This is a genomic window from Psychrobacter immobilis (assembly GCF_904846065.1).
GTDB lineage: Bacteria > Pseudomonadota > Gammaproteobacteria > Pseudomonadales > Moraxellaceae > Psychrobacter > Psychrobacter immobilis_H.
On record NZ_CAJGZV010000001.1, the window covers coordinates 2434026 to 2447715 of the forward strand.

Annotated in this window: 13 protein-coding genes and 1 tRNA gene; 6 read left to right on the forward strand and 8 right to left on the reverse strand. The window is 41.6% G+C overall.

Annotation, left to right across the window (positions count from 1 at the left end; all coding sequences use genetic code 11):
• Positions 1-95 precede the first annotated feature (95 nt).
• A complete protein-coding gene (locus JMW64_RS10050) occupies positions 96-1241 on the reverse strand; it encodes a DUF4349 domain-containing protein (protein ID WP_201554539.1) in 1146 nt (381 codons plus the stop codon).
• Positions 1242-1587: 346 nt separating this feature from the next.
• On the opposite strand from JMW64_RS10050, the gene JMW64_RS10055 reads away from it, so the two are divergent.
• Positions 1588-3279, forward strand: coding sequence for a CYTH and CHAD domain-containing protein (locus JMW64_RS10055; RefSeq protein WP_201554540.1), 1692 nt, complete (start codon positions 1588-1590; stop codon positions 3277-3279).
• Positions 3280-3502: 223 nt separating this feature from the next.
• Here the strand turns inward: JMW64_RS10055 and JMW64_RS10060 are convergent, their stop codons facing one another.
• Together JMW64_RS10060 and JMW64_RS10065 are read right to left on the reverse strand one after the other, a co-directional pair.
• Positions 3503-4117, reverse strand: a complete 615-nt coding sequence (locus JMW64_RS10060) for a nitroreductase family protein (RefSeq protein ID WP_201554541.1) — start codon at positions 4115-4117, stop codon at positions 3503-3505.
• 211 nt (positions 4118-4328) lie between these two features.
• On the reverse strand, positions 4329-4868 hold the full coding sequence (locus JMW64_RS10065; protein WP_060491642.1) for a L,D-transpeptidase: 540 nt from the start codon (positions 4866-4868) through the stop codon (positions 4329-4331).
• Between the two features lie 146 nt (positions 4869-5014).
• Here JMW64_RS10065 and JMW64_RS10070 point away from each other — a divergent pair, with 146 nt between their 5' ends.
• Positions 5015-6313 carry a hypothetical protein gene (locus JMW64_RS10070; RefSeq protein ID WP_201554542.1) on the forward strand — a complete coding sequence of 433 codons (1299 nt, stop codon included), beginning with the start codon at positions 5015-5017 and terminating at the stop codon, positions 6311-6313.
• Between the two features lie 154 nt (positions 6314-6467).
• Here JMW64_RS10070 and JMW64_RS10075 read toward each other — a convergent pair whose 3' ends face one another.
• A complete protein-coding gene (locus tag JMW64_RS10075) occupies positions 6468-7706 on the reverse strand; it encodes an argininosuccinate synthase (RefSeq protein ID WP_060491644.1) in 1239 nt (412 codons plus the stop codon).
• Between the two features lie 336 nt (positions 7707-8042).
• Here JMW64_RS10075 and pyrC point away from each other — a divergent pair, with 336 nt between their 5' ends.
• The 4 genes from pyrC to JMW64_RS10095 all read left to right on the forward strand — a co-directional run bounded on the left by pyrC (position 8043) and on the right by JMW64_RS10095 (position 10690).
• On the forward strand, positions 8043-9113 hold the full coding sequence (gene pyrC, locus JMW64_RS10080; RefSeq protein ID WP_201554543.1) for a dihydroorotase: 1071 nt from the start codon (positions 8043-8045) through the stop codon (positions 9111-9113).
• Positions 9114-9285: 172 nt separating this feature from the next.
• Positions 9286-10065, forward strand: coding sequence for a ribonuclease T (gene rnt, locus JMW64_RS10085; protein WP_201554544.1), 780 nt, complete (start codon positions 9286-9288; stop codon positions 10063-10065).
• A gap of 298 nt (positions 10066-10363) precedes the next feature.
• Entirely contained in the window at positions 10364-10561 is a 198-nt protein-coding gene (locus JMW64_RS10090; RefSeq protein WP_140412980.1) for a hypothetical protein, read from the forward strand.
• Between the two features lie 53 nt (positions 10562-10614).
• A tRNA-Glu gene (locus JMW64_RS10095) sits at positions 10615-10690 on the forward strand.
• A gap of 384 nt (positions 10691-11074) precedes the next feature.
• Here the strand turns inward: JMW64_RS10095 and JMW64_RS10100 are convergent.
• The 4 genes from JMW64_RS10100 to ispD form a co-directional block, all read right to left on the reverse strand.
• Complete coding sequence (locus JMW64_RS10100; protein WP_227694172.1) at positions 11075-11353, reverse strand: hypothetical protein; 279 nt, start codon at positions 11351-11353, stop codon at positions 11075-11077.
• A 102-nt stretch (positions 11354-11455) separates the two neighbouring features.
• On the reverse strand, positions 11456-12112 hold the full coding sequence (locus tag JMW64_RS10105; RefSeq protein WP_201553697.1) for an IS1595 family transposase: 657 nt from the start codon (positions 12110-12112) through the stop codon (positions 11456-11458).
• A 21-nt stretch (positions 12113-12133) separates the two neighbouring features.
• Positions 12134-12421, reverse strand: a complete 288-nt coding sequence (locus JMW64_RS10110; protein WP_227694174.1) for a BLUF domain-containing protein — start codon at positions 12419-12421, stop codon at positions 12134-12136.
• A gap of 407 nt (positions 12422-12828) precedes the next feature.
• On the reverse strand, positions 12829-13596 hold the full coding sequence (ispD, locus tag JMW64_RS10115) for a 2-C-methyl-D-erythritol 4-phosphate cytidylyltransferase (RefSeq protein ID WP_201554546.1): 768 nt from the start codon (positions 13594-13596) through the stop codon (positions 12829-12831).
• Positions 13597-13690: the final 94 nt, after the last annotated feature.

Here is a 13690-nt window from a genome sequence, read left to right on the forward strand (position 1 = left end):
AAGAAAGCCGTCCTATCTTGTAGGGCGGCTTTTTTATGTCTGCTTATTTGCACTCTATTATTGTAAGATTTTGAGCATTGTGAGCTTGTTAATTCTTAATTTGAGTGCTTATTATCCTTACTATCAGTCTCTTTCATATTATTGCTATAATCCTCTACCTGACTGCTCTGTATACCGAGTGAATCTTGACTTTTTGGATTTTCACCCATCAGCTCACGCTTCATATTTTTTATACGGGGATCATGTTTAAAAAATTTACGATAGATTGACTTTATCATTCTGTAAATTAGATAAAAAATACCGCCAAGTACAAGCAACCACCACAGTTGTATCAATCCAAGCGCTACTGATCTAAGTATCTCCCAGCCATCTTTAAATGCTTGACTCACTTGACTACTAAAACTTGGCTGCTCAGCTTCTAATAGCACATCTAGATTTTGTGTGGTTTCTTTATAACTGATATCTGGCTGCATAAAGGTCAGGTTAATGGTGCTATATTGAACTTTATCAGCAATAGCCAGTTGCTCAAGCTTGGCAAGCTCTTGCTGACGACGTGCCGCATAAGTCGCGGTAATAGCATCAACATTGCTGCCTTGGTCTTTATCATTTTTACTACTCAGGCGTTCTTGGCTAAGCTCGCTTGCCATATCACTATTTAACTGGCTCGCTAGCTGTTCACGATAAATATCTAATGTCACATCTTGAGCACTAAACTGCTGCCCATTTAAAAATGCGACTTGCTGTTGTAATTGCGCTAGGAACTTACTGACATTGGCGCGAGGAATACGAACCGTCATGTCAGCTTGACGAGTGTAGGTTGTAATCGTGATATTTTTATTGCCTTGTACAAAGGTTCGACTATCATGTGGATGATTGCTAATATTGCTAAGTGCCACATAACCAGCCTGTTGCCGTGTCAAACTCTCAATAGCATCACTAGTTTTGACGACATCTTCAACTTTAAAATCAGCACTGGCAGTTATCAATAGCGCTTTGCCAGCAATTTTAATGTCTGCTGCCTGACTACCAAGGGTCTGTTCACTAGTGCTCGATAGGTTTGCAACCTCTAAATCATCAGCGTTAGAGGCATTATCAGCTGCCACATCGGACATGATGCCAACCATCTCCCCTTCTGTAGCGTCTGCAACTTCTTCGGTTGCCACCTCTGTCAGATCTGCGCTACTTTCTGCATATTCAGAAGAGCTATCGCAGCCGCCTATCAATAACACAGACCCAAGCATTATTGGTAGACATAAAACTGATGGAAACAAGGCTTTAGGCAGTAAGATTGAATGAGACTGCTGAGTGTCACACTTTTTTTGATTGCATTGTGTCATTATTTTATAATCCGGCATTTTATGAGATATGGTAAATATCTTGGATAAAAATATTTTAGCTTTTATTATAAAGCCAACCACTTTATCCTACTTTTGTTTAATAATTAACGTTAATTATAATGATTACTTACTAAAAGTATATCTCTAATATTGGCTCAGAGTATTTATAGAAAAAATTTTGCTTGTTATTCGCCGATAGCTTTCATACGATGGTAGTCATTCAAATTTATTAAAATAATCGGGAGCCATCATGCAAGAGATAGAGCTAAAGTTTTTGGTACCAGAGTCGCGACTGAAAGGTTTGATGCGCCAAGCACGAGTCAAGTCTTCTGAGGTGACACAACTGGCTGCCCATTATTATGATACCCCAGACCAACAGCTTGCAGAGGCAGGCATTGGCTTGCGTATCCGTAAAGAAGGCGATGCTTGGGTACAGACCATCAAAGCGGGCGGCGATGGCATTGCAGCACGCCTAGAGCATAATGCGGTACTAGATAATGAACAAGTACAAGCGATGCTCGATAATAATACGCTCATGCCTGATTTAACTATTTATAAAAACACCTCTGTCGCCCCTGCCCTGGCTGAATTTAAGCTAAAAAAACTGGCTAAAAATCTCACACGGCTATATGTGACCGATGTAGAGCGCACCACACGATTGCTAGTGGGTGATAGTGGTAGTGATGGTGATGCAAATAACCATGTCGAGATGGCGTACGATTATGGAGAAATTATTCACGGTAATGATGATACTCAGCGTGATGCTATTCAAGAGATTGAGTTTGAGCTGATATCAGGAGATATCGATTTTTTATTTGCAACCGCCAAAACTTGGTGTAAGCGCTACAAGCTTTGTTTGTCTACGGTAACCAAGGCTGAGCGCGGTGGTTTACTAATCACAGAACAGCAGCATAGTCCAGCTGTCCACGCTGACCTTGATCAGCTAAATATCGATAAGAAAATCAGTATGCCTGCCTTTGTGCGCGCAGCGGTACATAACTGTCTGTTGCAAATACTGCCCAATAGCAGCGCTATCGTCGCTGGCAGCGAAGAGGACGACCATGCATTACAACTATACATTGGTATTGTCCGCTTGCAAGCTGCCCTACAAGCATTTGCCAGCTATTCTGACGAAATCAATCCAGACTGGCTGCCGATACTACAACAAACAGCCATGTTATTGAATGAATATCGAGAGCTTGCCCATCTTGCCTCACATATAGAGCCTAATTTACAACAGCAAGGTGCACCTACAGTCGATTGGGCAACAGATATGGATGCACTGAATATTACTCCGAAAGATGCCATCTGTGCCAACGATTTTCAACTGACCTTACTTGAGCTGATCGCCTTTACCATGAGCGACCCAAGCCTTGAACCGAAGGCTGATCAACTCGCCATCGATAAACTGGCAAAAACCTTATCCAAACAGCAAGCAAAGCTTGGCAAAGCAGTACAAAAGCTACAGAGTAAAAAAGACCTTGGCTCAAATAACATTAATATAGAAAGCAATGATTTAAAAGATGATGATTTACAAAGTGTTGACTTAGAAGATAGTGACTTAGAAAACGTAGATTCAAAAAGTGACGATATAGAAAATATTGATCTAGACGATAATGAGGCAGAGCATGAGCTGCATGAGCAGTTAACCCCCTTACTTTATATCAGTGAGTTTGCCACGCCATTATTAGATAAGAAAAAGTCAAAAAAGAAAAAAGCCAAGAAGGAAAGCAAACGCTGGCTAAAATACTTAGCAAAAGCACAAAAGACTTTGAATAAATATCATAATCATAAAATGTACCAACAGCGCTATCAATTAAAGTCGAAGACAGATAGCAGTGCATTGTATGGCGCTGGCTGGTTTGCAGCCATGCTAGTGAGAGACCTTAAGCGCACAGAAAAACACTTGGCTAAAGTGACAGACAGCTCCATATTTCGGTAAAAATGCTCTTATAGTCGATTCAATTTAAAATAAACTAAGCTTAGAATAAAAAAGACAGCTCACTTTATATGGGCTGTCTTTTTTTGAGCGCTTGCTTTGAGGTACTTTTTTTAATTGAATGCTTAAACTCAACCATTTGAAAAACGTAATACTTCAACGTTAAGCATATTTCAAAAATTACTATCAGTTTTCTACATCTAGCACGTTTATAAGCTTAAGTATTTTATAAACCTAGCACTTTCATACGCTCACTAACTGGCTGATACGTTTTCTCGCCAGCAGGCTCAACAATGTTGCCAAATGGCATCTGTGCCACCAATTCCCAACTATCTGGGATAGCATAAGCCTTAGCTGCGTCTTCATCCACAAGCGGATTGTAGTGCTGTAGGTTGGCACCAACATTTAAAGTACGTAGCTCTGTCCACATCGCATACTGATGCATGGCTGAGGTTTGCTGAGCCCAAACTGGAAATCTATCTGCATATAACGCAAACTGCTCTTGCAATGACTCAGTCACGTTTTTATCTTCATAAAACAGCACTGTACCCGCTGCCGCACGGAAGCCGTCTAACTTTTGCTTAGTCCCAGAAAAGTCGCCATCGCCGACGGCTGCACGCAGTTTTTCTTCAGCGATATGCCACAGCTTCTGATGCTCGGCACCGAACAGTACGACCAGACGCGAAGATTGTGAATTAAAAGCAGAAGGCGTATGCAATAAAACACGCTCTGCCATATTGACAATCGCTTGTGGCTCTACTGGTAGCTCGTTGCCCAATGCATATATTGAACGGCGTTTATCAAAAGCTTGTTGTAAAGTAACTAGGCTTTCTTTAGACATCGATATTATCCTTATAGTTATCATAAAATATAGGTCAAACGAGCCAGACTAGGCATGGCAAGTTGATCATTCATAAGAAAGCTATTATAGCAATATGCTAAATAATATCTAGACTCTATAAAGTTTTATTTATCAATTACTCTATGAAGTTATTCTGTTTTACTTAAGATGTAAGAAAATAATTTACCACGTAATTGTTAATAAATAGTCGTTAATTATCGACAATCGTCACCGTTGTACCCTCTTCCACTTGCTCGAACAATTCAATAATATCCTCATTACGCATACGTATACAGCCGTGCGAGAGTGGCACACCCATCGGCTCACTGTCTGGCGTACCATGAATATAAATATAACGCTGATAAGTATCACAGCCACCTTGACTATTACTGCCTTTATTAAAGCCCTCTTCCACACCACTTAGCCAAAGAATACGGCTTAATATCCAATCGCGTTCAGAATGTCGTTCACCAAGCTCAGCACTATATCTCTCGCCCGTAGGGACGCGTCCGATGAACACGGCATTCATGGGTTCATTTGCGCCAATTTTTTTGGCGATAAAGTGTTTGCCAAGAGGTGTGCAGCCGCTATCTTGTTGACTGCCAATGCCATTTTTCGCGGTAGACACCGTATATTGAGCCAATTCTCTATTATGCTGGTAGAGCGTTAATGTTTGCTTAGCAATATTAACCACCAACTGCACATCAGAACTTTCGTTATTTTTCTCGCTATAGCTTTCGTTATTTGTCATAGAATGTTTCCAACGGTCATTTACCCAATAGATATCATTATTGACCGCGTGATAAGTAAGTGGATTGATTTTTTCTATTATTAAGGGATTGTATCAAGGCTTTTGGCACCGTAATATAGGGGCACACTTTTTGATGCTAGCAGATTATGACGACTATTTCACCGACACGTGTGTCGATGTATGATTTTCTCTATCAAGATACCAAGCCAATGGTATCTTTATTGGCCGATGCCGCCAAGCTTTCATTACCACAAGCTCGATTGGCAATGGATGCCAGTTTGCAGGCCATTATCAGTGCCTTGCTTGCTTACCAGCAGCACAATGACGGACAAGCTGTGAGCAAAAAGCTATTTAGTCGCGGCGCAGTCAAAGAGCTACGCCAATATAATTCGATGAATTTTTCGACCATGAATGCGACGTTATATCACCGCCATGAAGCAGCGGATGCGATATTTTATGATAATGCTCGCGTGATTAAAGCGAGTGACTATATTGCTCAGCAGATTGACGCAACAACGCAGCAAGTACAGATACTTCTCACGTCCTTATGCGTGATTGTCTTACGTGAGCTGGCTATTTTAGCCGACTATAGCCAACTTGATAACGACGAGATGGATAAATGGTTCGCTTTACAGCCACAGTTTTTATCAGCTGCTCGCTTTGCCATCAATGAGCCAGCGTCTGTCTCTGTTAAATTGAATGAGGTAAATGAAGATAACAGTCTAGTCGCAGCATCAGAGGTCAATTTAGACTCGACAGTAAAAACAAAAGCAGCAGCCGAATCCGAAAACCATCCTAATACAGAACGTGCCTTATTAAGTACAGCGCAGCTCGCTGACACCCCACCAGCTTTCAATCCTTACTGGCATGAATTAACGACATTCAAGCCTGAAAATCAACAGCCTGTGCAAGACATGCAACTGGCAACTGGCAATTATTTAAAAGCCATTGGACGCTCACCTGATAACTTGCAGCAAGGTCGCCATAACGACATGCTAGTCTTTACAGAAATGCAAGCCATTGCCTTGCCACACCAACGCTGGCTATTACAGCTCGCCAAAATCTCAGATATCTACCTCAGTCGTAATCGCCTACGTATTACCTCCGAACCTGCCAGCGCACCCAAACCACCTTTGGTAAGCTTAGGTCTAATTGGTGGTAATAACGATAATACACCGACTACCACCAGCGAAAAACCCATTGAATACGATGCATCCATACCCCTTTGGAAAAATCCGGTTATCCTGATTATTATTGCTGTCATCGGAGTGCTTGGCGGGCTTGCAGCGCTCAAGTATCAAAGCCAAAAATCTGACGGTGTGTTACTGGCGTCAGAAGAGATCATAGAACAAGATATTATCGAAGAACGTCAACAGCAGGATGTGGCTATTGTCATGGTTGACGATGATGAGCCTGATGACAAAGAAACAAAAACAGCTCAATGATAAATAAAAGCTCTGAATACAGAACTTCTTGACTAGCAAAAAATTATCGAACAAACCTTTAAAAAATCCACAAAAAAAGGCGCTATTCATATAGCGCCTTTTCTATTCATATTTTTTATTCATGCTTTATCTAGCACAGTCTATTAAGACCGGCTTACTTCGATAAATCACGACCACGGCTCGCTTCAATCGCCAAACGTAGACCATTTAGACGGATAAAACCTTCAGCGTCTTTTTGATCATAAGCACCTGCATCATCTTCGAAAGTTGCGATTTTTTCATCAAACAATGAATCATCTGACTTACGACCGACGACGCTCACAGCACCTTTGTATAACTTCACACGTACTGTGCCATTGACATATTCTTGTGACTTATCAATTAATGCTTGTAACATCATACGCTCAGGACTGAACCAATAACCATTGTAGATAGTTTTAGCGTAGCGTGGCATCAACTCATCTTTCAAATGTGCGGCTTCACGATCGAGCGTCAATGACTCAATACCGCGATGCGCTTTTAGCATAATGGTGCCCGCTGGCGTCTCATAGCAACCGCGTGATTTCATGCCAACATAACGGTTTTCAACGATATCCAAACGTCCAATACCATGCTGACCACCAATCTCATTTAGCTTAATCATGACTTCATACGGCTTAAGTGCTTCACCATCGATGGCAACGATGTCGCCTTTTTCGTACTCTAATTCTAAGTATTGAGCTTCGTCAGGTGCTTCTTCTGGGCTCACTGACCAGCGCCACATATCATCTTCTGCTTCGGCGTAAGGGTCTTCTAAAATACCGCCTTCATAAGAAATGTGTAGTAAGTTGGCGTCCATTGAGTACGGAGATTTTTTCTTATTGCCCGCATAATCAATCGCAATGTTATGCTCTTTGGCATATTCCATCAAGCTCTCACGGCTAGACAAGTCCCACTCACGCCATGGTGCAATGGTAACCACGTCAGGCGATAAAGCAACTGCGCCAAGCTCAAAACGGACTTGGTCATTCCCTTTACCAGTAGCGCCATGACTAATAGCATCGGCATTGTGTTCTTTAGCAATCTCAACCAAGCGCTTGGCAATTAACGGACGCGCGATAGAAGTCCCTAGCAGATACTCGCCTTCATAGATGGCATTGGCTCGGAACATGGGGAATACATAATCACGGGCGAACTCTTCACGTAAGTCTTCGATATGGATATGTTTGATGCCCATGGCTTCAGCTTTGGCGCGGGCTGGCTCAACTTCTTCGCCTTGACCGATATCAGCAGTAAAGGTAATCACTTCTGCATCATAGGTTTCTTGCAGCCATTTAGCGATGATGGAGGTATCAAGACCACCTGAATAGGCCAAGACGATTTTATTAATATTTTTTGGATCAAGTTGAGCCATGAAGAACTCCTGTTATGAGTGTTGTGAGCATTTAGTGTTAGGAAAAGCGCTAAGATTCAATCAAAAGATAAATTACTTGCTCAGTGTACATCATATTTACTATAGGCAAAAGTGCAACTGCCCCATGGCATAAGCTTTTGATTTAAATTTTGGGTCGATAGATTTCAATTATTCACATGTAGTTGACAGTTGACTGCCGCAAATTAAAAAACAACCCATGTATTATGTACAGATATTTAGTCGCATATTTAGTCAAGTAGGCAAATCTGTTATGATAGCGGTACAGTATCCCTTCCTTTTATTTCCGTATATGACGATATAGAGCGCGACGACATTATGACTGATTCGATTAGAGAATTGACCATCCTTCAGCCAGACGATTGGCATATCCATTTGCGTGATGGCAAAGCATTGAGCACGACTGTATCGCACGCAGCAAACAGCTTTAACCGTGTCATATGTATGCCAAACTTAGTGCCTCCTGTTAAGAACACTGACGATGCGCGTGCCTATCGCGACCGTATCATGGCGCACTTAGTAGCCAGTGAGCTGAGTGCTGAGCGCAAAACTGCATTCGATCCACGTATGACTTTATATCTCACAGACAAAACCACTGCCCAAGATATCGAGATGGCAGCACAATCAGGTATCGTCCAAGCGGTCAAGCTTTATCCTGCTGGTGCGACTACCAATTCGGCTGATGGCGTCACCAATATTAACGCCTGTGTCGATGTTTTTGAAGCATTAGAAAAGTACAACCTACCCTTATTGATACATGGCGAAGTGACGCAAGATCATGTGGATATCTTTGACCGTGAAAAGCGCTTTTTAGACGAAGTGTTGGCGCAAATCATTGTCAAATTCCCTACATTAAAGATTGTCGTCGAGCATATTACTACCAGTGATGCCGCTGATTTTGTCTTAGCACAAGGCAATCACATTGCCGCCACTATTACCCCGCAGCATTTAATGTTTAACCGCAATCATCTATTGCTTGGCGGTATCAAGCCACACTTTTATTGCTTGCCTATTTTGAAGCGTGAAAGCCATCAAAGAGTATTATTAGATGTGGCAACCAGTGGCAATCCCAAGTTTTTCTTAGGCACGGATTCAGCCCCGCATGCGACGGATAAAAAAGAAGCCGCTTGTGGCTGTGCTGGCTGCTATAGCGCCGCAACTGCCTTGCCATTGTATGCCACCGCTTTCGATAGCGTGGGGAAAATAGACAAGTTAGAAGGCTTTGCCAGTCGTTTTGGTGCTCAGTTCTATGGACTGCCAGTCAATGACAGCACGATTACACTTATCAATACGCCTATGCAAGTGCCAGCAGCCTATCCTTACTTTGATGGCTCATCATTGACCCCGCTTATGGCAGGCGAGACACTGCCTTGGTCTATCAAAGCATAAAACGCGTTAAGCAAAACCATTCTGTATTCTATTTTAACTTGAGAAGTTTAACCCTATGATAAGAATGACATCTGCTAACCAGCGGTGTGATTTGTATCATAGGTTATTTATTTTTCATTTAATGTCTTAATTCAATATAACAGTACGACTGATAAAAGCGATTTAACCAGATATGACCACTCCAAACGATGCCACGTTACCTGACGAAAACCCATCAAACCCTGTAGATAATAGCATTAAGAGCCCATCAAATAGTCACACAGAAGATACCGCAGCAGACGAGCTAGCACCAATGCGTCTAAAAGACCGATTTCGTAAGTTTCTGCCTGTCGTCGTTGATGTGGAAACTGCCGGCTTTAATGCGCAAACCGATGCTTTACTAGAGATTGCCTGCATTCCTGTACTACTGAATGAGCAAGGTGTCTTTTATCCTGGGGAAGCATTCAATGCTCATATCGAACCCTTTGAAGGCGCGAATCTTGAGCCAAGTGCCCTTGCCTTCACTGGCATTGATCCCAACAATCCAATGCGTAAAGCCATTGCCGAAGACGAAAAAACAGCACTACGCCGTATCTTCAAAGGGTTAAAAGAAGTACGCCGTACTGAGAACTGCCGCCAGTGCGTCTTAATTGGGCACAACGCCCATTTTGACTTAGCATTTTTGAATGCGGCAGTGCTGCGTACTAATAACAAAAGTCACAACCCGTTTCATAACTTTTCAGTTTTTGACACAGTGACCTTATCCGCGCTGGCATTTGGTCAGACAGTACTAGCACGTGCTTGTAAGGCAGCAGGGCTTGATTTCGATGGTAATGACGCACATTCTGCCCTATACGATACACAAAAGACTGCTGAGCTGTTTTGTCATATCCTAAACCATTATCCTATGCTGGCTAATGCGATGCATACTGAAGAAAATAAAGAGGATTCGACTGAGAGTAGTCACAAATAATCCATTTATCACATATCCTATATTGCCAACTACCCATAATAGTGCTATTTGTAATACTTGATGACTTTGACATCTTGGTTTTACAATCAATAGGGATATGATTGATATCACAATAAATCAGCAACTTGTCTAACCGTTGAATATCATATTGTGTAAAACAATTCAAAAACCAGACAACTTGCTGTAATTACTCACATTAGAACGTCTCGTTATATCCTATAGATGGTTTAAGTTGCCCACATTGTCTCGATAGCCAGTACGATTCATGCTATCGAGGCGTAATAGGAGGGACTCTATTATGGATCCACAGCTTAAGTTATGGGGAACCATCCTCGGTTATATGCTGCTCGCATTGACTATTAGTGCTTGTACTTCTCTATGGATTCGCTATCATTTAAAGCGCAATGACTTACATCCTCGCCGTGCGATCAAAAAAAGATACTTAATTTTAAAAAGAAGAAGAAAAAGGCTTGACAGCAAGCGCAGACGCTATTAGAATACGCACCACTTCAGCATAAAGGTGAAAGCAGCTGAGGTGTTGTGTTACTAGTCCCCATCGTCTAGAGGCCTAGGACACCGCCCTTTCACGGCGGTAACGGGGGTTCGAATCCCCCTGGGGACGCCACTATTTGGCGTCACTTATTAGCAAGTTTGCTGCAAAGCATCTGATAAGACTAATAAGCGTACCACCAAAAAGCCCAATCACATACTATTGTGATTGGGCTTTTTTTATGCCTGTTTTTTATATCATGAGGTTCTTGATATCTTAGCACTCAGTTGGTCATCGCCGATTTACTTGATAAATGAAGCCTAATTAATTTTATAGATAAGATTCGGTATTAGGTTCGCTCAAAATATTAAGATATATTTACTAAGCGTCGCTATCGATAGCTTATATGCCTAACTTGATATTTCGTTTATTTATTGAATTTTTTATCATAAATTTAAGCAAAAAAAATCCAGCATTGAATACTGGACTTTTAAATCAAACAATCTATTTTTACAAAAACTACCAAATCTTATCTGATAGCATTAGCCACAACAATGTCATCACAATCATGATACCGAGTACCGTTTGAATCAAGAAGAATGCTTGATGCTGACCAACAACCTTACTTAACGTCACCCCTAACGTGCTGTACTTGATAGGTGGCGTGTCAATATTGCCAGTTCTTGCTTGTTCCTCATAATACCCTTGTAAGATATCTAAAAATTCGCGCCATGCGTTAGAGCCCCAATCATAGGGTTTAAATGGCATGAGTTTTTTCAGCTCAGGCTCTTTGGTCATCCACCTTTCAAGTGTAATGGAGCGTAGAGACCAGTTCGAAAAACGGCGTTCGGTAATTTCTGAAAAATCTAAGATTTTTAATGGGGCTGTAGTAGATAAGGATTAAACATCACACCATATTCTCAGAGTTTTAAGCTGAGTAGACGGTGATCCATAGTTGAATCTAAACTCACACTCTTTTAAAAATAAATGGAAGTTCTTCTTATCGATCCCATTATATTTTCTGAGTATTCGTTTAGACTGGTTCCAAAAGTTCTCAATGCCATTGATGTGATTGTTTTTACCGCAAGTAAACTCTTTAGAGTGATTGACTCTGAGGTGTTTAAACTCGCTCACATCTAACGCATTGTAACTTCGATAACTATCAGTATAAACAAAGCTGTCAGGCTTGATTTTACGTTTGATGACAGGCATTAGAGTCGTCTGTTTGGTGTCTGCTACGACAATGGTATAAACCTTACCATTTCGTTTTAGAATACCAAATACAGCTGTCTTACCAGCAGCCCCGCGACCTCTTTTGCCTTTGCGTACGCCGCCAAAGTAACTTTCATCTAATTCGACTTCACCATCAAAGAGCTCATCAGCTTCTAATGAGAGATGGTCGTCTATTACAAGTCTAATTTTATGATAAAAAAGTGCCGCAGTGTTAGGTTGAATGTCGAGCAAATCTGCGGCTGTTCTAGCGGTTACTTCAGCTGCAAAAAACTCTAACAGTCTTCGCTGTACTTTTTTACTTAGTTTACAACGGGTTATCTTCATAAAAGTAGTCTAGCATAGTGCTTATCTACTACAGCCCCTTTTTAATTCTTTATGTCGATCGTCTAATAATAAGCGATTCTTTAGATTGGTTAAATCTTGTTCTGACCCTTCTGCACATTGAAAAAAGTAGCCATTGCCATAGCAAAGAATACCCGTAACATTATCGGCTTGGTTACGCTCAATCGCGACCTCTGAGATGTCGTTAAGCGTGCTGGGGCTTGAAAGACCAGTCGAAGTAATTTGGCTTATATATATAAGCTGGCAGAGATCTGTCGTCACTGGATTTGTCGAATCGTTGATTGTTGACAATCAGCTTCTCCCTATTTTCAGGTAAATGTAGCTAAGACAACCATACTAAATTTAGAAAAAACATAGAAACAAGATCTTTGAAAATATCAAATAGGCTTGGTATATTATTGATTTTATAAATGTTTATATTAATTGTATTAAGTTGGTTACATCATAGGCTAGTTTAGTCATCAAAGCAATATATGTTTATCTTATATCATTAATCAAAAAAAACCAAACAATAATTCACAATTATTTATATCGAGAACTTGCACTGTGGTTCATGGGCAGCGATAGGATAAATAGGTAATATGGGAGAGGAAAGTGATGATAAAAATCGTCACCAATGAGCGATAAGACCACTGGCTCATTAATGAGATTGATACAGACTGATGGCTATTGCGAGTGTTTAATTATTTTTAGTCTGCTCAGAACTGGGCATTCATAATCGCTGCGAGCAAGATAGCATCATCAGGATAGGTAAGCTTGATATTCTGGCGACTGCCAGTCACGAGGCGAATGGGTAGGTCTAAACATTCAAATGCACTGGCTTCATCAGTAATGGTGAGCTCGTGTTCAGCGACATAAGTTAATACTTTTTGCAGCTGACCTAAGCGAAACACTTGCGGCGTTTGTGCTTGCCACATATGACGGCGATCGATAGTACATTTAGCGTAAGAATGTGGGCTGCTACTCACTGTCAGGTTAACTACAGGCGTCTCACCTACAAGCTCAGATTGAGCGGTAGACTGGGGATAAGATTCCTTTAAAGTATCAGCCACCGGTGTCGCTAAGATAGCGCCATAGGGCTCTAGCATCGCCGCTTCGATGACCTCTTCAATATCATGATTGGGAACCGCAGGACGCGCAGCATCATGAATAACAACCAAGTCTGAATCGTTGGCTCCCGCCTCAATAATCGCCTTTACCCCTGCCTGTACGGACTGCCAGCGCTCAGCGCCGCCCATGGCATAATGTATGGGTAGAGCAAAATCCAATGTCTGTGCCGTACTGTCATCTGCTGCGACGACTAATAAACATGTATCAATATAAGCACTACTAGCAAGCCGTGCCACACTATGCTGTAGCAAAGTCTGCCCTTGCAACATCGTATATTGCTTGGCAATAGAGGTACCAAAACGACTACCGCGACCCGCAGCGACGATCATGGCATGTACATTAGGTGTGATATTCATAGGGCAATATTCATAAAGTAGTATTCATGGTTAGAACCCATGACAGTATTGCTAGGGAGAAATGAAGAATAAGAGAGGTAACGAATTTCAGGTG